Source organism: Streptococcus sanguinis (genome assembly GCF_050222175.1).
GTDB lineage: Bacteria > Bacillota > Bacilli > Lactobacillales > Streptococcaceae > Streptococcus > Streptococcus sanguinis_M.
In genome coordinates this window covers 123702-144533 of record NZ_CP071420.1, presented here as the reverse complement: position 1 = coordinate 144533, position 20832 = coordinate 123702, and the positions used below count along the sequence as shown (strand labels likewise).

Genomic DNA, 20832 nt, shown 5'->3' with positions numbered 1-20832 from the left:
ATTTGCCCTCCTATTCCTTCCTATCTGCTGCCATGCTCTCAATCAAACGTAAAAACATGGTTTCTAAATCAGTATGAGCTTGCCAGCCCAAACTCTCAAGCTTGTCCGTATTGAGACGAATCTTAACTGTCGGATTATATCCTAGCTTTTCCACATCCTCTGCCAAATCAAAGACCAAATTCGATTCATTGCTACCGCTTAGTTCAATAACCATTTCCGCCATCTCACGAATGGAAATAGCCGTCTCTTTATTGGCGACATTATAAGCTTGACCTGCTTGGCCTTTCAGCAGAATGTAAAAAATGGCTTCAATGGCATCTTTGGTATAGCAGTAGTTCCGAACAGTTTCCCCTTTAGTTCGGAGGATAATATCTCTCTTTTCAAGAACGGCACGTGCAAACTGCGCAAAAACTCTGTTGTCTTCATAGCTCACACCTGGGCCAAAAGTTTGTGACAAACGAGCCATTCTAACTGGCACCTGATACTGATAACAATAGCCTACACACAAGGACTCTGCCATGCGCTTGCTTTCCGAATAACTGCTACGGACACTGGTTGGATCCAAATAACCGTAATCTTTCTCGCTAATGCTGGAAGCATCAGGACTTGTCGTCCCATAGACTTCCAGAGAAGAGAGATAGACCATACTGCGAACCTGCTTATTTTTAGCCAGATCCAGCAGTTTTTTCGTTCCATTTATGGCTAGATCAATTGTCTCCACAGGATGCTCAACGAAAAAAGAGGAGTCCGTCGCACTGGCTCCATGGATAATATAATCCAAATCCTCCTCTATCTGCCAATCTGACAGCAAGTCAGCATACACTAGCTGCAGATTCTCACTATGTAAAAAACCTTGAAATAGAGCTTCCGCTTTTTTATGATTTCGTACCAAGGCCACTACTCTGATATTGGCATCGTACAAATCGTTTAAAGCCATCAAAGCGGAAATACAGTGTCTGCCTATAAGTCCGGTTGCTCCGGTTACCAAGACTGTAACATTGCTCAGTTCTCTGAGAATAGGACTGACAGCAGCTAGGTCTTCCATATCCTTTTGTAAAATCGTATTATTGCCCATATCAACCAAAAATTTGTGCATTTTCACGCGCTTCGTAAATCGCTCTAAAGATATAAAAATCAGATGGAGTCGTAATTTTGATATTTTCGCTGCCCCCCATGACTGTATGCAGAGGGAGACCAAAATAACGAGCCAACGTCGCAGAATCCGTCATATCAAACTGATTCTCTGCCTGGGCTTTTAAATGCAGGGAGTGAATCTTCGAAAGCGCGAAGGTTTGAGGGGCGACAGCTGTCTGACAAGTGGAACGCTCAATAACCTGATTAATAACATCCGCCTCATCGACCTGAATAACCGTTTCGATAACCGGCTTAACCGTAATAGCTGCCCCATACTTTTTGGCTGCTTCAATATTTTTAGAAATGATTCCCCCGTCAATCAAGGGGCGAACACCATCATGAATCAAAACATAGTCGTCATCGTTCTTGTACTTTTCCCGTAAGACAGATAGACCATTAAAAATAGACATTTGTCCAGTCTCTCCACCAGGAACCACTTGACTGACTTTTTTAATATTGAATCGAGCTAATAAATCTCTGCAATAATCCAGCCAGCCGTCTACACAGACAACCACAATGTCCGATACTGCCGGATGGTCTTCAAAGTGCTCAATCGTATGAATAATAATAGGCTTACCGTGCAACTCTAAAAACTGCTTGGGTAAGGTCTTGGTATTCATGCGGCTGCCTGTGCCGCCTGCGAATATCAGAGCTGATGTCGTCATACCGATACTTTCCTTCCTCTCGTTGTAAATCGTACTCTACTCAGTAAATCAGCTGCCATATAAATCACAAAAGCATAGATAATCCGATTAATATGGGTTGTCAGCAATGACAGCAACGTTTCCTGAAAGAATGAAATGACCAAAGGATACGCAAATAAAGCGAAAACAATAACCTTTAGCGGGGTGAAATAGCGTTTTTTGATAGAATAGTAGAAACTTCCGTAAAAGAAGCCATATAAAAGCTGAAAGATAAGGACTGAAAAATAACCAAAATCCTTGATAAAGTAGTAATAAATTGTGTAAACATTGGTTTTATCGTCGTTAAAATGAACAACAGGCAGGAAAGGTGTCAGCTCATGGCTAGACAGACCGAGGGATTTCAACGTTCCATAGATAGCAATAAGAGTATTTTCTCCAAAGACTTGATTATCGCTATAAAGAGTAGGATTTTTCAGATAATAGTCTAAAGCCTGAATGGGTGAACCCATATATTTAACCAAATTATCCAAAATTCCGAACTCTGCCCGACTATCCACTCGATTGAGAACAAAGGTTCCAACCGCCATAAATAAGACAAGGAATACAAAGCCAATTATCAGCAAAGAGCGAAAAAGCTTCACACCATACCTGCTGTCTTTCCACGAATAATACTTCGAGAAAAACAACATATATACAATAGCATAGCCTGCAACCAAGCCCAGCAACTCCGTACGCCCAGTAGACAAAAGGGAAATACCTAAAGAAATCAGACTAACCAGCAGTAACTTGCCCTTGTAAAAAATGCCATCTTTTCCTGAAAAAAGAGACTCGCAGAAAAAATAGAAGAAAACAATTCCTAAGGAAAAGTTAACCCGCAACAAATTGAGGCTAAGACGACTAAGAGAGAAATCATAATTTGTAGTCATATGCCGAGCCAATTCAATGGTTTTAAACAATCCCCCAGGTACCTGCTTACTCTGCGCCGCCAAGTAAAGCAAATCGGAATAAATAAACCTGACCGCATAAGCCAAAAATAAGAGAACTAAAATAATGAAAAAATTACTCACCTTTATTTGACTAGGTTTGGCGTCCAACTTCCTCTCAGCAAACAAATTCGATGACAAGAGGACTCCCATTAAAAAAATGGCATTTCCAACAAAGATAACAGTGACCGTTATCAGAGAAAGTCCCTCTCCCCATTTGGATGAATAAAATGCAGTAAAAATGCTTGCTATCATCCATATTGCCAGATATATAAAAGCCGGGTTAGCATAGTCTCTTCCTACTGTTTTGATTGTCAAAAACAAGAGGAAAAGGCCACCCAAAATTAGTAAAAAAACCATTATCTTCCTTCTATTAATTCAACCCAATTATCTCTCAGTCTGACATGACGTTCTGTCTGTTCTTTTCTTTCAGGCGGTGTCATGTAATCACCGTAGCGATTGGTCAGATACTTGTCCGCATCATTAGGTCCATCGAACTCATAGCCTTCAAAGGAATACTTCTTAGCTGGATAGAAACTTTCATAGTCGATTGTCTCTCCCAAATAACCTTTTACACCATAAGCAATTGTTATTTTTGAAGTCTTCTTATTAGACTGGATGAGTTTTTCCATCAACTTATACATATTGGCTGGCCCCATGATAAAAGAAGGGAAGCCTATCAGTCTTCTGATCCAAAGATTTTGTCTGAGTTCTTTGGATTCTTTAGCCATATAGGTCAGATGCGGAGTAAACTTCGTATAGCAGCGTGAGCTATTGTGTGATAAATCCAAGGCTCTGAATAGAAGACCCTTGAGCTTGCGAAGCATGTTATTCTCTGGGACAAAGTCAATTGGCAACATATCAAGATAAAGATGTTTCTTTTTACTGAAACCTTCTCCCAAAACATCATAGTAGGTCAGTGACTTGCTCTGCAGCTTTAGAACCTTAAAGACACTGTCTGTCGCATTCGCAGGAGAGACCAGTTCGAAGTCCTCGCTGTCCGCAAAGATTTCCTGCAGACGATTGTAGTCCTCTCGGAACATCACTAAGTCGATATCATCGTCCCAAGGGATATAGCCCCCATGTCGCAAAGAACCAATCAAGGTCCCTGCAACCATGTAGGAATGAATATGATGCCGACGACATTCTGCATCAAATTTTTTATACATTTGTAAATAGGCTTTTTGTAAAACCTTTAATTTATCATCCGTAATTTTCTGATACATGGGGCTGAAGCGTTCTCCCAAAGCCAACTCCCATTCAATCTTACTGGTTCCTCTCATTTTTCTTACCTCCCAAACTTTTTCAATAATCTCCTAGCAAGTCCATTCAGTGAGTAGGTGTATACCAAATCACTGATGAAATCTTTTATTGTTCGATACTCCCTTATTTGAAACATCAGGCCCAAAGCCCAAAATGGATTTCTAGACTGCAATAATTTCAGTCTAAGATTAGCCAAGGCCAAAGTTCTAGCAAGCTGGCGATGGTCCGCCTCAGAAATCTGTCGCTCTTCTGCGATTTTTTGCACGGACTCATAGCGACTGATGACCTTCTGTAAATAGTTAATCCTAGATAACCTTGTTTTATTAAAACTGAGCGACGACGCAGACTGGGTTACATTCGCCTGATGAATGCGATGCTGATCTAGAAGCTGGTCCAAGCAAACAACTTTTCCATACAATGGAGCCAGCATACCAAATAAAACATCATGATAGTCAAATCCAGAATAATCCGTATACTGCTGCTGCAAAATATCTGTCAGTACCGACTTTCTAAAAGCTGTCTGATAACCTGACGGCCATTTTTTCAGAAGCCAAGCTAGATCTCTTTCTCGCCTTTCTCCTGAAACTTTAGGTTCCTTAATGACCTGACCATTTTGATCAATCAAGTAAGACTGATCGTACACCATAGCAGCGTCTGTTTCTAACAGTACTTTCTGCAAGGCAGCTGTTTTATCAGGCAGCCATTTATCATCCTGATCAGCGAAAAAAACAATATCGTGCTCAGCCAAACTCGCTAATTTTATAAAAGTTCGATAATGGCCCAAATTTTCCTGATTTTCAAGCAGCTGCCAATCAGTCAGTTGGTGCTTGGTGATGTAGTCCCTGATTAGCGCCACTGTCTGATCTGTCGAACAGTCATCACAGATAATGACCTGATCAGGCTTCAGCTTTTGAGTGCGGATAGAGTCTAGTTGCTCCAAAATAAACTCCGCCCCATTATAGGTCGCCATCACGACAGAAATCATTTCTCCCTCCTTCCTAAACTTTTCATCCTATATCGCTTTCTCCCTATCTAAGCTAGACTGCTCTGTCTGTAAAGCCATTACTTTCTTCTAAGCAGATACTTATAAATGAACGCTTTTATCCAAATAGGCGTTCCCACAAAAGCACGAATCATCAACATATTTTGATAATATTGCCCTCGGTTCAACATACCATGTGCCAGCAAAAAAGTATTGACTACTTTCCAGCTGGCAATCTGATCTGTCTGGCTTCTTCTCGTATGCATGCCATTTCCGACACGAGCATAAACCAAGACCCGATTAAGATTAGCGAAACGACATCCCTGAGCAGCCATTCTCGCCCAAAGATAATAGTCTTCCACTAAAGGCAGGGGCTTGTAATTGCCTGCTTTTAAAACAGATGATTTCTTGAAAAATACCGTCATGTGACAGAAAGGATTTCTCCGCTGCAACCTTTTGATAATCTCTTCATGAGAAAGCGGCATTTGTTTCTCTGCCACTATTTGATCTGGTTCCGCGTCAAATTCTATGATATTGCCACCCAGAACATCTAACTGCGGATGCTGCTCAATATAGTCCACTTGTTGCTGAAAACGGTCCGGTGTCGCAATGTCGTCTGAATCCATTCTAGCAATCCAGTCATAAGAGCAAGCCTCAACTCCCCGATGCAAAGCTTCTCCCAATCCGACATTTTCCTTTAAGGGTAGAACTTTCATCTCTGGAAATGTTCCCTGGAAATCTTGAATCGTCTGATAAAGCTCTTCTGTCAGCGGCCCATCCTCTACAAGGACAAGCTCATCTGGCTTGCGGCTCTGCTCTATAAGAACGCTATTTAGACTCTTTCTTAAGAAATCGGGATTCTCCTTCTGATAGACAGACATCAATACCGAAAATTTCACTAACAATCCCCCCCATTCATCCTAAACTAGTTTCCCTTCTCCGTCTTCTCAATAGACCTCCTAAAATCTGCTACCTGATAAGACTGAGGATAGCTAGACATCTCTTTTTCATAAGTTAAATCCGAAAACAGCTTATTCAGAGTCGAAACATGGTGAGACAGTCCTTTTAAAATCCAGTTAAATGCAGGCAGCAAGGCTACTCTCTGGCCATGAGTCCGTTTTATTTCTTTGACTAGCTGAGAGGTATTGACATAGTCCTGATTTTGAGGATAGAAGACACCACTGTCTTGATTCTGAACAATCAGTCTGATAAACTCACAAAGGTTATCAATATAAATCATACTACGTTCGTTCTGGACCAAAGGGAAAACTGGTAGTTTCTGAGCCAACTTTGACAGTCGCTTATAATTTCCCTTAGCTTGATAACCATAAACCATGGGCGGTCGTAAAACTGCCAATTTGAAATCTTCGCTCTCCAATTCCGCCAGAAGTTGCTCAGCAGCTAGTTTGCTTTTGCCATAAAAAGAATCAGGACGCTCTTCTGTATCCTTTGTGATAACTCGGTCTCCCAAAACTTCGCCATAGACACTCATACTGCTCATAAAGATAAACTGTTTGACACCTTCGCTCTTAGCCTTTTGAGCCAATTCATAAGGTAGCTGAGTATTGACTTGATTATATACCGATTCCATCTCTTTTGATGGGTTGGAGATATGGACAATCGCCGCCAAATGCAAAATTACATCAAAAGACGAAAAATCTTTCTCCTTCCAGACTTCTCCGCGGACGTCCAACTCATCAACCTGAACATCCTCCCGTGAAGAAACATACTTCTTAAAGCTCTGGCCGATATAGCTACCCTCTCCTGTAATTAATATTCTTTTCATCAGCCTTTAATCTTTCTTTTCCATATTTCCCGTGCCGCCTTCGACAACGCCTTCGCTCTTAGCAACACTCTTAATGGTGCCAAAAAAACAGCGGACATCCAATCCAAAAGACAAATGCTGGACGTAGTAGCCGTCCAATTCAGCTTTCTTAGCAATCGGCAACTCATCTCGCCCGTGAATCTGAGCCCATCCTGTCAGACCTGGCAAAACATCATTAGCTCCATAGCGGTCTCGCTCTTCAATCAAATCATACTGATTCCAAAGAGCCGGTCTTGGACCTATGATACTCATGTCACCGACAAAAATATTCCAAATCTGAGGCAACTCATCCAGAGACGTCTTCCTAAGAAACTTCCCAACCTTTGTAATCCATTGCTCAGGATTTTCCAGTAAATGAGTTGGGGTATCCTTAGGTGTATCAATTCGCATCGTTCTGAATTTCAAAATATAGAAGTGTTTCTTATGCAGACCGACCCGCTTCTGTTTGAACAAAACTGGTCCTTTAGAATCCAATTTAATAGCGAGTACTAGAAGCAGAAAAAACGGTGATAAGACAATCATTCCTAAGAATGACAAGACTATATCTAATGTTCGTTTAAAAAATTTATACATGATTATCCTAAAAACTTATTGCTGTGCAAACTTTACCAAGCTATCCTTGAGATCATTTGCACCAAGAGACAGAAGAGAGTCCACATAGGAATCCACCTCGGTCTTGGGCAACGACTGAACATTTCCTACAAAAATCTTTTCATAGACTTGATCATTGACCTTTTCCTTGGCAGACAAGAGCTCTTCATAAAGCTTTTCACCCGGTCGAATGCCTGCTTCCTGAATCTGAATCTCCTCTTCAGTATGACCACTGAGTGTGATCATCTTTTTAGCCAGGTCCAAAATTTTCACAGGCTCGCCCATATCCAAGACAAAAACCTCTCCCCCTTGCATCAAGGCCCCAGCCTGAATCACCAAGCGGCTGGCTTCTGGTATCGTCATGAAATAGCGTGTCATTCGAAAGTCCGTCACGGTGATTGGACCTCCCTTGGCAATCTGCTCCTTGAACAAAGGAACAACACTACCTCGGCTGCCCAAAACATTCCCAAAGCGGACAGCTGAGAAAAGAGTCTTTCCTTCTTCATTTAAACTGGTTACGACCATTTCTGCTACACGCTTAGTTGCCCCCATAACATTAGGCGGGTTGACCGCCTTGTCTGTAGAAATCATGACAAATTTAGCGACACCAGCTGCCTTTGCTGCTTCTGCTACATTTCGTGTGCCGTAGATATTGTTTTTGACCGCTTCTGTCGGATTGTACTCCATCAAAGGAACATGCTTGTGAGCTGCTGCATGATACACTCGATCAGGGCGATAGGTTTCCATAATATGGAAAATCCTCTCTCTGTCTTGAATATCTGCAATGATTGGAATCAACTCAATATCGTCTTTATAACGGCTTGACAGCTCCTTATGAATCAAATAAATTGAATTTTCTCCATGACCTAGAAGCAGGAGCCTAGCTGGGCAGAATTGAGCAATCTGACGGCAAAGTTCCGAGCCGATAGACCCACCGGCCCCCGTAACAAGAACTGTCTTGCATTTAATATTGGACTTCAAACTTTGCTGATCCAGCTTAACTTCTTTACGCCCTAACAGATCAGCAATATCAATTTCCTGAAGTTTGCTGACAGATAGTTTCCCCGTAATCACCTGTTCATACTTAGGCATGGCATTGACCTTGACCTCCGTTTGTTGGCAATACTCTACGATTCGCTCGTAATCATCCGGAGCCAACGAAGGAATGGCAATGACAATTTGTTCGACTTCATAATTCCCTACAATTTCAGGTATCTGCTCAGTTGTTCCTACAACTTTTACTCCATGAAGATAGGTATTTTGCTTATTCTTATCGTCATCTACAATCGCGACTATCTTTAAATCTTTTGATTTTTGCTGAGCTGTCTTGATAAAAAGACTAGCACCATCCCCTGAACCAACAACAAGGGTCTTCGTCCCATCTACTTTCTTTCCCAGTAAGGCTGAAGGGTGTTGCACGAATTCATGAATCTCCCGCCAAGTCAGCCTTGAAGCAATAACCAACAAAAAAGATAGCAGCATAGAAAGGACAATATATCTACTGTTTGTGGATTCGTAAAAAATTTTCTCTGCAATGTATACAATTGAGTAAGCTCCCAAAATTGAGCCCCCCACTCGAAACATTGTTTTGTAATCTGTATACCTTGTAATGGTAGAAAAGACATTCGACAGTGTTGCAAATGTCAAATACAGTATAATAATCCCCATTAAAATAGAGACAAAAGATAAATCCGTTATCCCGATATATTTTGCTAAGAAGAATTTTGAAATCCCCTGACTTATACTGAGCAAAATAATATCAACAATAATTAAGATGACTCTTTTTCTCGCTCTTGTCATGTTCCTAATCTCCCAATTATCCTAAAACTCTTTAATCCCTATTATTTCCCATAATTGCCATAGCTGCCATATCCCCCATAAGTTCCGTAGGCGCCATAGCGTTCCAAATCAATGTTATATTTATTGAGGACAACACCCAAAAAAGGAGTTCCCGTTTGTTCCAACTGCTCTTTAGCTTTCATGACTGCTTTTCGTTTGATATGGCCTGCTTGTGTCACCAAGAAGCTGGCATCGCATTTCTGAGCGATGATAGCCGCATCAATGACCAGACCAATCGGTGAAGTATCCACAATGATGTAGTCATAACGAACACGCAAGTCAGTCAAAAGTGCATCAAACTGCTTGCTTTGCAAAAGCCCCGTCGGATTAGGTGATACTGGACCAGATAAGATCACATCCAGATTTTCCAGATCTGTATCGTTGATGACTTCGTGCAGGGCAGCCTGTCCTGACAGATAGTCCGTCAGTCCTGATACTTTTCTCTGACTGCTAAACACACCTGACATGACTGAGTTGCGGATATCCGCATCGATCATCAAGGTCTTGTGACCAGCTCTGGCAAAGGCGGCTGCGAGGTTCACTGAGGTTGTAGACTTTCCTTCATTTGCCGTCACCGAGCTTATTTCGACCATTTTGATATTGGCGCCACTCAGCTGTACATTAGTACTTAGAGCATTGTAGTATTCCTCGGTTAGTTTGACAAGGTTCCTTTTTTTCCTAACTAATTCTAAGGTTGCCATTTTCTCTCCCTTACATTCTGTTCATATCTGGGATAACGCCCAATAGCGTCAAGCCCATGACTTCTTCAATGTCCTCTGGCTTCTTTACCCGATCATCCAAGATTTCTACCGCGATGATAAAGATCGACATCAGGACGCTGCCCCCTAAAAATCCTAAGATAACATTACGCCGAATATTTGGTGAAGAAGGCTCTGCTGGGACTGTTGCTTCTTCCAAAGTTGTCACATCAGAAACTTTTGTCACTTCGATGATTTTCTCAGCAGCGATATTACGGAAGGCATTGGCAATGCGAGCCGCTTCCTCTGGATTGTCATCCTTAACTGTAATCGAAACGATACGAGTATCCGCCGGAACGGAAACGGTGATGTGACGCGTCAGCTCTCTTGGTGACGTTTGCAGTTTCAACTCACTAATTGCCTGTGACAGAACCGCCTGTGACAGAATGATTTCCTTAAAGTCCTTAACGAGGTAAGACCCTGCCTGCAGGTCCTGATTGGTCAAAGCTGCCTGCGTTTCGTTCTGACGACTGACCACATAGATGCGTGTGGTACTCTGATACATTTTCTTAGCAATAAAGACGCTGTAGCCAAAAGCCAGCAAAGAAAAGAGCACCGCTCCCAATACGATGGTAAATTTCTTCAGCCATAAGGCTCTCAGCAAGGACAGAATATCGATTTCTACGATTTGCTTTTCTTGTTTTTCCATTTTTCCCCTAAATCAATTCATTTTTCAATAATAATGCTTGGTTGCCGCCAAAGAGGGCCTCTGCCCGGCGGGAACCGTATTTCTTAGCTACGATGTCAAAGGCCTCCTTCATAAAGGGCGGTCTCTGACTTAGATTGTGCATGTCGCTGGCAACAAAGTGGACCAAGTCCTTCTCCAAAAAGAACTGAGCACGTTTTTTCATAAATTTATGCGAGTCTCCAAGCAGCTTAGGTTTTAGAACACTGGAGCTGTTAATTTGAGTATAGCAGCCCATATTAATGAGTTCCTGCACCTTCTTTTCATCATTTTCCAGGCAGTGATAGCGCTCAATATGAGCAAGGACCGGTGTTAGACCTAAGCGCAGAATCTGAGCCAAACCTTTATGGATGTCTTTATAAGGCGTTGCCATGCTAAACTCAATCAGCACATAGCGTGTGCCAGCTAGACTGGGGAAAATCCCTTTTTCCAACTTATCCGCCACATCGCTGGTGTAGTAAATCTCTGCCCCATAGAGAACCGTCAAGTCAGGCGCTACAAGCTCTGCTAGTTCTTTTACCATTTTAAAGTTAGCTCTAATGGTCTCTTCAGGCGTTTCAAACATGCCCTTTCTGCGATGAGAGGTAGAGATAATAGTCCGAATTCCCTGTCGATAGCTTTCTTCCAGCAGTTTTTTGGAATCCTCAAAATTCTTAGGACCATCGTCCACATCAAAGATAATATGAGAATGGATATCAATCATGGTGTTTTCCCTTCCATTACCTGCTGAATCGCTGCCTTAGCATTATCAAGGCTTTCTGGCTGGATTTCCATCATGTAGAGATTGGAATCTGGCATAGCATAGGATGGTAGATCCATACGTCCGTTTCCACTAATTGCTTGTGACTGAACTTGATAGCTTCCACCTGATTCCAGCTGGGTATTGACCAGATTCATAAGAACAGGCAGCTCCATATTGGTCTGGATAGAGTCCTGCAAGCCGGAAATAATCTCGTTGTAGTTCTTCAAAGCACTGGTTGAAGTCAGCTTTTTAATGACTGCTTCGATAACCTTTTCTTGATTTTTCCCGCGGTCATTGTCGCCACCCTGAAGGGAGTAACGCTCGCGAACAAAGCCAAGTGCCTGATCTGAGTTCATATGGACTTTCCCTACTGGGAAATGATGATTGCCGTGTCTGCTGGTAAATTCTTGGTCATTTTCAACATCAATCCCTCCCAACAGGTCTACCAGCTTGAGGAAGGAAGTGAAGTTCAGACGAACATAGTAGTCAATGCGAATACCGTAAAGATTTTCCAGCGTGTGGACAGAAGCATCCACGCCATAAATCCCTGCATGAGTCAGCTTGTCCATCTGCCCAGCCCCTCCATCTGCAATCGCCACATAAGAATCACGAGGAGTTGTCGTCAAGAGGACTTTCTTGGTCTTGCGATTGACCGTCATGATGATATTGACATCTGAGCGAGAGACAGATGAAATCGAGCCATAAGTGTCAATACCGCTGACATAGATATTGAAGACATCCGCATCAGCAGCATCGCTGCGCTTGCCTGTCTCTACTTGACGAGTAATTTTATAAGTATAGATTTTCTTTATCTTTGAAGCATAGTCAGCATCGTGAGAGGCCAGCATATCTCCAAACGAGCTATTGAGGGCAATGGCCTCGGTCTCTTGATTGATGAGGGCCTTGTAGGCTGCGATATATGACGAGCTGTTTTCTACAGTTAGTTCTGTCTTTTTAGTCTTCTTGATGTGCTCCAGAAGAGCTGTCACATTGTCCTTATCCCCATTTTCAGTCGGAGCTGTCAGCTTCTTCAGTTGAGTCACATCTGATTTATCGCTGTCTGCTCGGACATAAACCGCCATTTCAATTTCAGAGTAATTTGAAGTGGAGTTCACTCCTCTAGATAAGTCCATCAGCTCCTTGACCCCGTACATAGCTCCTGAGGATACCAGCAAGGTCACAAGCAAAAGCACCGTGGTCAGGACTTTGAACTTATTTTTCCATACAAAGAAGGCTGCCAGTAAAATAACAGCCGCCAAAAGAGCAGACAAAATAAGGTTCAGGTAATGAAACGCCAGAACATTATTTTTAAATATAGAAAAAACAAGCAAACCTGAAACCAAGCTTACCAATGTCAGTAAAGCTGCATTAAAGAGCCTCAGCTTCTTCCCCTTTTTAGAAGCAGGCACATTTCTCCTATGTTGATTCATAATTCTCCCTTTTTCTCCCCTGAGATATAAATACATTTTATTATATCATAAATGCATTATGATACACTAAAATATTTAAAAATATTTTAGTTTTTCCCAAAATTTGTTGACAAAAAAGGACAGTCTGTATTAATTTTCGGTAAATTCTTTCTTTTCTCTCGAAAAACCGATATTTTATGCTGTTTTTGACAACAGAAAAAAAGAGGTAAAACCTCTTTTATATCAGTATCTTACTTAGTTTTTAAAGCATCTTATCCCTGTCAACTTGCTCATAGGCCTGGAGGCCATCATTCAGCTTATCCCAGATGACTACCTGGCCTGACTGAAGGGATTTCTGCACATCAATGATGCGTTGATTAGAAGAGCCGCGAAACTGCAGCATGAGATTCTTCTTGGTAAGGTCAAAACGGCCGTCCACCAGAATATCAATCAGACTTAGCAGCTCCAGCTTATCCTCCGTTTCCAGCATCATCTCCTCCCAGGTGTAGCCCGTCCAGGACCAGATATCCTTATCCGGAAGCTCTCTCCGAATCCGCTTGACCAAGGGCAGGAGAATGCCTGTATTGAGAAAAGGCTCGCCACCTAGGAGAGTCAGTCCCTGCACATAAGGCTCCGCCAAGTCTTTCATAATCTGCTCCTCCAACTCTTGGGTATAGGGAATGCCAGCATTGAAAGACCAAGTTGCTGCATTATAGCAGCCCTCACAGTGAAACATACAACCACTGACATAAAGGGAGTTGCGGACGCCTTCGCCATCTACAAAGTTAAAGGCCTTATAGTCAATGATTCGCCCCTTGCTCAGCTCCTCACTTTTCCATTCTTGAGGTTTGGGATTGTTCATCTTCATCCTCCAAATCAATCCAGTAGCGCTGACTTCTGTCGATTGTATTTTCGTAAACACCGCCAGCAGAGAGAATGGTGCGGCGGCTGGCTTCGTTGTCTTCATCGCAGGTAATCAGCACTCGTTCTAATCCTTGCTTTCTAGCTTCTGCTAGCCCTAGCTTTAGCTGCAACTTAGCCAAGCCCTTTCTGCGTTGACTGGGGCGGATAGAATAGCCAATATGCCCGCCCTCCACAAATAATTTGTCATTTAAGGACAAGCGCAGAGCTAAAAATCCCAGAGGCAAGCCGGTCTCATCAAAGGATAAAAATTGGATGGCAGGAACCCAACCTGCTGGCAAGTTTGCCACATCTTCCTGTCGTCTCACCATTTGTAACCAATCCTCATAATCCTTTGCTCGTTTCCAAGTGGAGCCCATGCCACCGTGCATATAGGATTTTGCTGCATCGAACTCAGCAATCATCTCTAAAATCGCATCTTTATCTTCCAAAGTTGGTCGTCTTAGCTCCATATTCCCTCCTTAATTGACATCAATCCAATAACGCTCTTTCCCGCCTCGAATATCCTCTAAAGCTCCGCCATTAGCCAGAATCACTGCTTGACTGGCTTCGTTGTCACCATCGCAAGTCACTAGGACTCGTTTAATATTTTTACTTTTGGCTACTTGCAATCCTTGTCGCAGCTGCTCTTTGGCCAATCCTTTCCCACGCGCAGACGGACGGATACTATAACCGATATGCCCCCCTTCTTGGAGCAAATAGTCATTGAGCCGCAAGCGCAGATTGAGAAAGCCCACAGCCTGACCATCCGCAGCAAAAGAGATTAGTTGGATGTAAGGCACAAAACCTTGCAGCAAGCCTAGACCTGCCTCAGCTAGCTGAATCGTCTCCAGCCAGTCCTCGTAGACAAAATCCACTCCACCAAAGAAGCCATCCTGCCGGCTGCCAGCTGCTTCAAAGTCAGCCAGCATCTCTAAAATCTTTTCCTTGTCTTCTAGTTTCGGTCGTCTTAGCTCCATAGTGCCTCCTGATACGAAGAGAGTGAGACCGCCTTGCGCCCCACTCTGACTTCTATTGTTTCTTGTTCTTTTCTAAAAATTGCTGACGTAGTTTGGCTAATCGTTCTTTTTTGCCGCTGCCTCCCTGCGAATGTTTTTCATGGAAACGCTGCACCTGAGCCTTTCCTTTGTCGTCCAATTGATACTTTCCCATCTTAATTTCCTTCGTACTTAATAGTCGAGCCATTCATGTGCTTGACCCGAGCTGATATTTCCTTGTGACGGCCATTGACCATTGGGCGGGCTTGCGGATTTCCTAAGTAGCCGCAGGTCCGCTTGACCACATCGACCGTCTTGGGATCGCTGTTGCCACAGTTTGGACAGGTGAAGCCCCGCTCGGTCGGCGTAAAATCGCCCTCAAAGTTACACTTGTAACAACGGTCAATCGGTGTATTTGTACCTAAGTAACCAACTCGGTCATAGGCATAGTCCCAGACAGCTTCCAGTGCCTTTGGATTTTGCTGCAGCACAGGATATTCACAGTAATGGATAAAGCCGCCTGAGGCTCCTACTTCAGGATAAATCTTCTCAAAGTCCAGCTTTTCAAAAGGCGTTGGATTCTTGCGCACATCGTAGTGGAAGGAGTTGGTATAGTATTCCTTGTCAGTAATATCCGGAACGACCCCAAACTTCTCTGTATCCAAACGGCAGAAACGGTCGGTCAGGCTTTCAGATGGCGTTGAGTAAACAGAGAAATGATAATCATACTGCTCGGACCACTCTTCCACCCGGCGCTTCATATCTTTGACAATAGCAATTGTAAAGTCCTTGGCTTCTGGATTGGTCTCCCAATTACCGCCGTAAAAGACTGCTGCCACTTCATACAGACCGATATAGCCTAGGGAAACCGTTGCACGACGGTGAGTAAAGAGCTGGTCTACCTGATCATACTTGCCCAAGCGTTGGCCAAAAGCCCCATACTGATAAAGAATCGGTGCATTGGCTGGACTAGCTTCTTTGGTCCGCTCCACTCGGTAGACCAAAGCATCTTCAGCGATATTCATCCGCTCGTTAAAGAGTTCCCAGAATTTATCCAAATCCCCCTCGGATTCAAGCGCAATCCGCGGTAGATTGACAGTAACGACACCAAGATTCATACGGCCGGAATTGACTTCCTGACCATTTTCATCCTTCCAACCTTGTAAGAAAGAACGGCAGCCCATCGGCACCTTGAACGATCCAGTCAAGTCGATAATCTTGTCATAGGAGAGGACATCTGGATACATGCGTTTAGTGGCACACTCCAGAGCCAGTTCTTTGATGTCATAGTTCGGCGTTCCCGGCTCGAGATTGAGCCCACGCTTAAGGGTGAAAATCAGCTTAGGGAAAATCGCTGTGCGGTGCTCGCTTCCCAGTCCCTTGATACGGATATTGAGAATGGCCTTCTGAATTTCCCGCTCAAAACGATTGGTTCCCAGACCAAAGCCCAGCGAAGTAAAAGGAGTCTGACCATTAGAGGTAAAGAGGGTATTGATCTCATACTCTAGCGACTGCATGGCATCGTAGATATCCTTCTTGGTCTTCGCCCAGGCGTACTCTTCCTGCTTATCCGGCAAAACCCACTGCTCTGCATCCTTGAGATGCTTTTGATAATTAAGCTCAGCATAGGGCGCCAAGACCTCATCAATTCGGTCGGCCGAACAACCGCCGTACTGGCTGGAAGCTACATTGGCAATAATCTGTGAGATTTGAGCTGTCGCAGTCTGGATAGATTTGGGACTCTCTACTTCTGCATTGCCAATCTTGAAGCCATTTTTCAGCATGCCGTCAAAGTCAATTAGACAGCAGTTCGTCATTGGCGTATAAGGGCTGTAGTCCAAATCATGGTAGTGGATATCCCCCTTCTGGTGGGCGTTGGCCACATGAGGCGGCAGCATCTTAAGCCCAATGGACTTGCCAACAATCCCAGCTGTCAAATCCCGTTGGGTATTGAAAACATCACTGTCCTTATTGGCATTCTCATTGACTACCGTACGATCTTTGTTGAGGAGCTTGTCAATAGTAAAGTTGATATCAGTCGCTTTTGAGCGCTCAAAATCCCGTTGGGTGCGGTAAGTGATGTAGTTCTCTGCAATGGCATATTCCTTGGCATTCAAAAGCTCATGCTCAACGATGTTCTGAATCTCATAAATTTTGACATACTTAGCGAAGCGACTACTGATTTCTGCCACAATGCGGTCTGTGATAGCTTCTAGCTTGGCTTCCAGCATCGGATTCAGCGGACCGACTTCCTGAGCTGCCCGCACCATAGCCTTATAGATCTTTGACACATCAAAAGCCACCCTACGGCCGTCTCGCTTCTCCACATAAATCGCTGGAGCAGTTTCAAACTTCTCTTCCCTTAAAATCATCATGAACACTTCCTTTTCCTGCCCTTAGGACAAATAAAGCCTCTTCAGACCAGATAGCTAGGGAGATATTTCTAAGAAATCTCCGACAGCAGTTTATCCAAAGAACAGTATTTTTTAAATAAGTCGATACAAGTCTCATTATAGCACGTTAAAATTAAAAATCAATATATTGTGGAAAAAAAGTTAATTTTTAACTTTAGACACAACATATTGATTTTTTACTATTTAAGTTGATAAAGCTTGAAATGGTTGAGTTTGAGGTCAGCTTCCTTGTAATTTTGGGAAATTAGCTGCTTCACATCTGACAGCAATTTGACATCATTGTTAACCAAAATATACTTGGGCTGGCTGTTTTCAAGTCCCTTCTGAAGACCTAGACGATTTTCAGCCGTTCCCACATACAAAGTTGGAGTCAAGAGAGAAACAGCTGATAGGCGGCTGCTCTTCTGATACAGACTAGCCGAGGTGTCCCAGGCATAGATAGTATCCCCATCCTTGGTCTTTTCCTTAATATACTGAGCCGCTTCACTTCTTTCAGCAGATACACCGCTGGAAAGGATATACTCATTCACCAAAGGATAGCCAATCAGATAAAAGATGGCTAAGAGTGGCAGAAAGAACTGGCCTGAAAGATAAGAAGTCCACATGGTAGGACGACGGCGATCCCTGCGATGACGCCCCGGTGCCTGCTGCTTGCCTTTATTGAACCACAAAGCAAAAAGAATCATGGCAAAAGGCAGAGCCGGAAGCAGTTGATAACTGCCTTGATCTGGCAGGATAAAAGCCGCAAAGACAGTAATGAAGAGCCCTAGCAAACCGATAAAGCGCAAGACGCGCAGGCTGGTTGCTTGCCCCTTTTCTCTTGAAAAGAGATTGACACCCAAAGCAGAAATGAAACCTAGACCGACCGTCAGCAAGCCATAATAAATCAAATTAGAAATACTATGACTGCCAATCAAGCTGATGGAATCCCAAGCATAGGTCACCTGACTGATAGCCTGGCCAAAGGTTCGATTGGCAACAGTAAAGTAGCCGATAGGATAAAAAATCACTGAGAAGCCAAAGAGACCAGCTAAAAGCTGATAAAAGCCTCGAGCCGCACGCTTGGCTGCGATATTGTAGACCAAAAGCACCAGAGCAGTCAAAGAATAGAAGACTAGGCTGGAAACCGGATCAATCATAAAAGAAAGAGCTCCGAAAGCCCCATAAAGAATGAACTTTTCATCCTTGATTGAATCCTGCAGATAGCGCACCAAGAAAGATAGACTCCAAAAAATAAAGGGCAGAACAAAAATACTAGAGTAAAGACCGCCAAATCCAAGGGCAAAGACTAGCAGGTAAAAGAGCAGCAGGAGGCTGCGTGATAAATCCTGTTTAGGCTGTAAGAGCACCAAGGTCTTGTGCAGGAAAAGTCCAGCCAGCCACAGAGCCAGCGTCTGAAAGACCATCCACAAAAGCTGGCCAAAAGCCAGGCTGCTGGTCCAAGCCATCAGATAGTAAAGCAGGCCACTAGTCCCATATATTTGCGAATAAGGCACCTGCCCCTGAGTCATGGCCCAGCCGGCATAGAGATTCTGACTTTGTAAATTCGTTGCTAGATTGGTCAACAAAGGATTGACCACACTCAGCAGGCTGATAGCCAAACTGCACAAGAGCGTCAAAAAATAGGGCGTCGGCTCTGGATTGGTAATTTTTTGCTCAGACCTTTCAGCCCTAGTCAGCTGCTCCTCTGAAACCTCTAAAACTTTTTCTTCCGTTGTATCATGCATATAAAATATTCTCCTTGATATCAGTCCCATCTAGTATATCAAATTCCTGTCCTCCTGTCAGCTTTCTCTTGACCCTTCTTCTGAGCATTATAGCTTCTAGCCAGCTCCTCCAATTCCCGAAAACAGCGATATTCTCTCGTTTCATAAGCAAGCGGCTGACTGGAAATTTTCTCCATTGTCATCTTAAAAAATTCCTTTATTTTTTACATTCGTAAAAACAGAGCAAAAATCCGTCCCCATATAAAAGTGAGAATGACAAAAAGATATCTCAGCACAAACCGCAAAAGCACATACAAAAAAATCTGAGACTTCTGCCTCAGATTTTCTGTATATTTCTGCAGAACTTGTTCACCTCCGGCATTAGAGCATGGGTGCAAAGAGCTGCATGATTTCTTTGATAAAGCGACGATACCAGCTGCTATCGAGATTTTCAGGAAGAATTTCCTCAGAAGCTTCAAAAATGGCTTCAAAATCTTCCTTGATAGCTGGAATACTCTCCGTATGGTACATCAGAACTGCATTTTCATAATGGTGCACCAGGCTGCGGTAATCAAAGTTAATCGTCCCTACCACGGCAAATTCATCATCGGCCACCACATTCTTGCTGTGGATAAACCCTGGCGTGTACTCAAAAATCTTAACCCCCGCTTCCATAAGATCCGGGTAGGCTCCGCGGGTAACAATCTGAATCAGTTTCTTGTCCGGAATGAAAGGAGTCACGATGCGGACATCCACTCCCCGCATAGCAGCATTCTTAATATCCTCCGTCAGGTCGTAGTCAATAATCAGATAAGGCGTAGTAATGTAGACATAGTCCGTAGCCTGACTGATGATATTTTGATAGACCGTTTTACCAACCTGACCCTTATAAATAGGCTTAGGCCCGCTGCCATAGGGAATGTATAGCCCTTGACCTTCGACAGCTTTATTTTCCAGATGATACTTGTCAAAGTCTGTGATTTCCCCGCGGTTGATGTACCAGTTCATGAGAAAGAGCCGCGTCAGAGCCTTGACCGCCCGACCTTCCAAGCGCACACCGCCATCTTTCCAGTGACCAAAACGAACGATATGATTGATATACTCGTCAGCCAGATTGATGCCGCCAGTATAGCCAACCTGACCGTCAATGACCAAAATCTTGCGGTGGTCACGATTGTTGTAGGATACCGTCATCCGCGGAATCACCTTGTTAAACTTATAAGCCTCGATGCCCATCTTGCGCAGCTTACGCGTATAATCACCAGGCAAAGTGGCCATGCAGCCAATATCATCATAGAGCAGCTTGACTTCAACGCCCTGAGCGGCTTTTTCGACCAAGATTTCCAGAACACTGTCCCACATCAGCCCTTCATCAATGATATAAAATTCCAGAAAAATGAATTTCTCAGCAGCCCGCAGATCAGCCAGCATGGACTCAAACATCTCCTCTCCGATAGGAAAATAACGAGAAGCTGTACCGTCATAGACATCCGCATTATTGTCCATACTCAGCAGTGATTTGATAATACCGTAGGCTGACTTGTTTTTCTTTTTCAGCTGGACACGAAGATCGTAGCTGTTGTCCTCACGAAATTTCATAGAGTCCATATTTTCCAGCTGAATCATTTCCTTTTTAGACAACCGTCGCTCACCAAACATCAGATAGAGCAGGAAGCCAAATACGGGCACCACAGCAATCAAAAGCCAGGTCACCTTGCTCTCAGGCGGCATATTGCGGTTGACAATCGCTAAAATAGTTCCGATATACAAGAAAACAATCATCGCCACCGACAGCCAGTTGGGTGCAATCTCATTAAAATAGAAGAACGCAACAAAGACAAAGGCTAGCTCCAGCAGCATAATAATGATGCTGAAACCGTATTTTGACATTAATAAGCGGAATTTCCTGAAAGTCATACACTCTCCTATCTCATTGCATATATTCTAGTATAGCAGTAA

At 43.4% G+C, this 20832-nt stretch carries 21 protein-coding genes; all 21 read right to left on the bottom strand.

The window, feature by feature from the left end; translation table 11 throughout:
- Positions 1-10: 10 nt before the first annotated feature.
- Positions 11-1096, bottom strand: a complete 1086-nt coding sequence (locus J1C91_RS00785; protein ID WP_185761324.1) for an NAD-dependent epimerase/dehydratase family protein — start codon at positions 1094-1096, stop codon at positions 11-13.
- The gene (gene ispD, locus J1C91_RS00780; protein WP_002894037.1) at positions 1077-1799 is read right to left on the bottom strand and encodes a 2-C-methyl-D-erythritol 4-phosphate cytidylyltransferase; all 723 of its coding nucleotides are present in this window, start codon (positions 1797-1799) and stop codon (positions 1077-1079) included. The genes J1C91_RS00785 and ispD overlap by 20 nt, the downstream gene beginning before the upstream one ends.
- Positions 1796-3121 (bottom strand): O-antigen polymerase, encoded by a 1326-nt coding sequence (locus J1C91_RS00775; RefSeq protein WP_002907806.1) that lies wholly within the window; start codon positions 3119-3121, stop codon positions 1796-1798. Before J1C91_RS00775 ends, ispD begins: the two co-directional genes overlap by 4 nt.
- Positions 3121-4044 (bottom strand): LicD family protein, encoded by a 924-nt coding sequence (locus J1C91_RS00770; RefSeq protein WP_002911474.1) that lies wholly within the window; start codon positions 4042-4044, stop codon positions 3121-3123. The genes J1C91_RS00775 and J1C91_RS00770 overlap by 1 nt, the downstream gene beginning before the upstream one ends.
- Positions 4045-4049: 5 nt before the next feature.
- Positions 4050-5009, bottom strand: coding sequence for a glycosyltransferase family 2 protein (locus tag J1C91_RS00765; protein ID WP_002911473.1), 960 nt, complete (start codon positions 5007-5009; stop codon positions 4050-4052).
- A 77-nt stretch (positions 5010-5086) separates the two neighbouring features.
- Entirely contained in the window at positions 5087-5887 is an 801-nt protein-coding gene (locus J1C91_RS00760; RefSeq protein ID WP_185761329.1) for a glycosyltransferase, read from the bottom strand.
- Between the two features lie 44 nt (positions 5888-5931).
- Positions 5932-6792: an NAD-dependent epimerase/dehydratase family protein gene (locus J1C91_RS00755; protein WP_002908525.1), complete on the bottom strand. Its 861-nt coding sequence runs from the start codon at positions 6790-6792 to the stop codon at positions 5932-5934.
- Between the two features lie 6 nt (positions 6793-6798).
- On the bottom strand, positions 6799-7404 hold the full coding sequence (locus tag J1C91_RS00750) for a sugar transferase (protein WP_002908523.1): 606 nt from the start codon (positions 7402-7404) through the stop codon (positions 6799-6801).
- Positions 7405-7419: 15 nt separating this feature from the next.
- Positions 7420-9222: a polysaccharide biosynthesis protein gene (locus J1C91_RS00745; RefSeq protein WP_002908522.1), complete on the bottom strand. Its 1803-nt coding sequence runs from the start codon at positions 9220-9222 to the stop codon at positions 7420-7422.
- A 41-nt stretch (positions 9223-9263) separates the two neighbouring features.
- Positions 9264-9962 (bottom strand): polysaccharide biosynthesis tyrosine autokinase, encoded by a 699-nt coding sequence (locus J1C91_RS00740; protein ID WP_002894050.1) that lies wholly within the window; start codon positions 9960-9962, stop codon positions 9264-9266.
- Positions 9963-9972: 10 nt separating this feature from the next.
- Positions 9973-10668, bottom strand: coding sequence for a Wzz/FepE/Etk N-terminal domain-containing protein (locus tag J1C91_RS00735; RefSeq protein WP_002894051.1), 696 nt, complete (start codon positions 10666-10668; stop codon positions 9973-9975).
- Positions 10669-10675: 7 nt separating this feature from the next.
- Complete coding sequence (cps4B, locus tag J1C91_RS00730; RefSeq protein WP_002908520.1) at positions 10676-11407, bottom strand: capsular polysaccharide biosynthesis protein Cps4B; 732 nt, start codon at positions 11405-11407, stop codon at positions 10676-10678.
- On the bottom strand, positions 11404-12912 hold the full coding sequence (locus J1C91_RS00725) for an LCP family protein (protein ID WP_002908518.1): 1509 nt from the start codon (positions 12910-12912) through the stop codon (positions 11404-11406). The genes cps4B and J1C91_RS00725 overlap by 4 nt, the downstream gene beginning before the upstream one ends.
- Before the next feature lie 205 nt (positions 12913-13117).
- Complete coding sequence (gene nrdG, locus J1C91_RS00720) at positions 13118-13717, bottom strand: anaerobic ribonucleoside-triphosphate reductase activating protein (RefSeq protein WP_002899261.1); 600 nt, start codon at positions 13715-13717, stop codon at positions 13118-13120.
- Positions 13683-14228 carry a GNAT family N-acetyltransferase gene (locus J1C91_RS00715; protein WP_002908517.1) on the bottom strand — a complete coding sequence of 182 codons (546 nt, stop codon included), beginning with the start codon at positions 14226-14228 and terminating at the stop codon, positions 13683-13685. Before J1C91_RS00715 ends, nrdG begins: the two co-directional genes overlap by 35 nt.
- Positions 14229-14237: 9 nt before the next feature.
- Complete coding sequence (locus J1C91_RS00710; protein ID WP_002908516.1) at positions 14238-14735, bottom strand: GNAT family N-acetyltransferase; 498 nt, start codon at positions 14733-14735, stop codon at positions 14238-14240.
- Between the two features lie 52 nt (positions 14736-14787).
- Entirely contained in the window at positions 14788-14928 is a 141-nt protein-coding gene (locus tag J1C91_RS00705; protein WP_002894059.1) for a hypothetical protein, read from the bottom strand.
- Position 14929: 1 nt separating this feature from the next.
- Entirely contained in the window at positions 14930-17125 is a 2196-nt protein-coding gene (gene nrdD / locus J1C91_RS00700; protein ID WP_032912558.1) for an anaerobic ribonucleoside-triphosphate reductase, read from the bottom strand.
- Between the two features lie 221 nt (positions 17126-17346).
- Positions 17347-18894 (bottom strand): hypothetical protein, encoded by a 1548-nt coding sequence (locus tag J1C91_RS00695; RefSeq protein WP_002908512.1) that lies wholly within the window; start codon positions 18892-18894, stop codon positions 17347-17349.
- A gap of 38 nt (positions 18895-18932) precedes the next feature.
- Complete coding sequence (locus tag J1C91_RS00690; RefSeq protein ID WP_002899268.1) at positions 18933-19076, bottom strand: hypothetical protein; 144 nt, start codon at positions 19074-19076, stop codon at positions 18933-18935.
- Positions 19077-19254: 178 nt separating this feature from the next.
- Complete coding sequence (gene cls / locus J1C91_RS00685; protein ID WP_125438898.1) at positions 19255-20790, bottom strand: cardiolipin synthase; 1536 nt, start codon at positions 20788-20790, stop codon at positions 19255-19257.
- Positions 20791-20832: the final 42 nt, after the last annotated feature.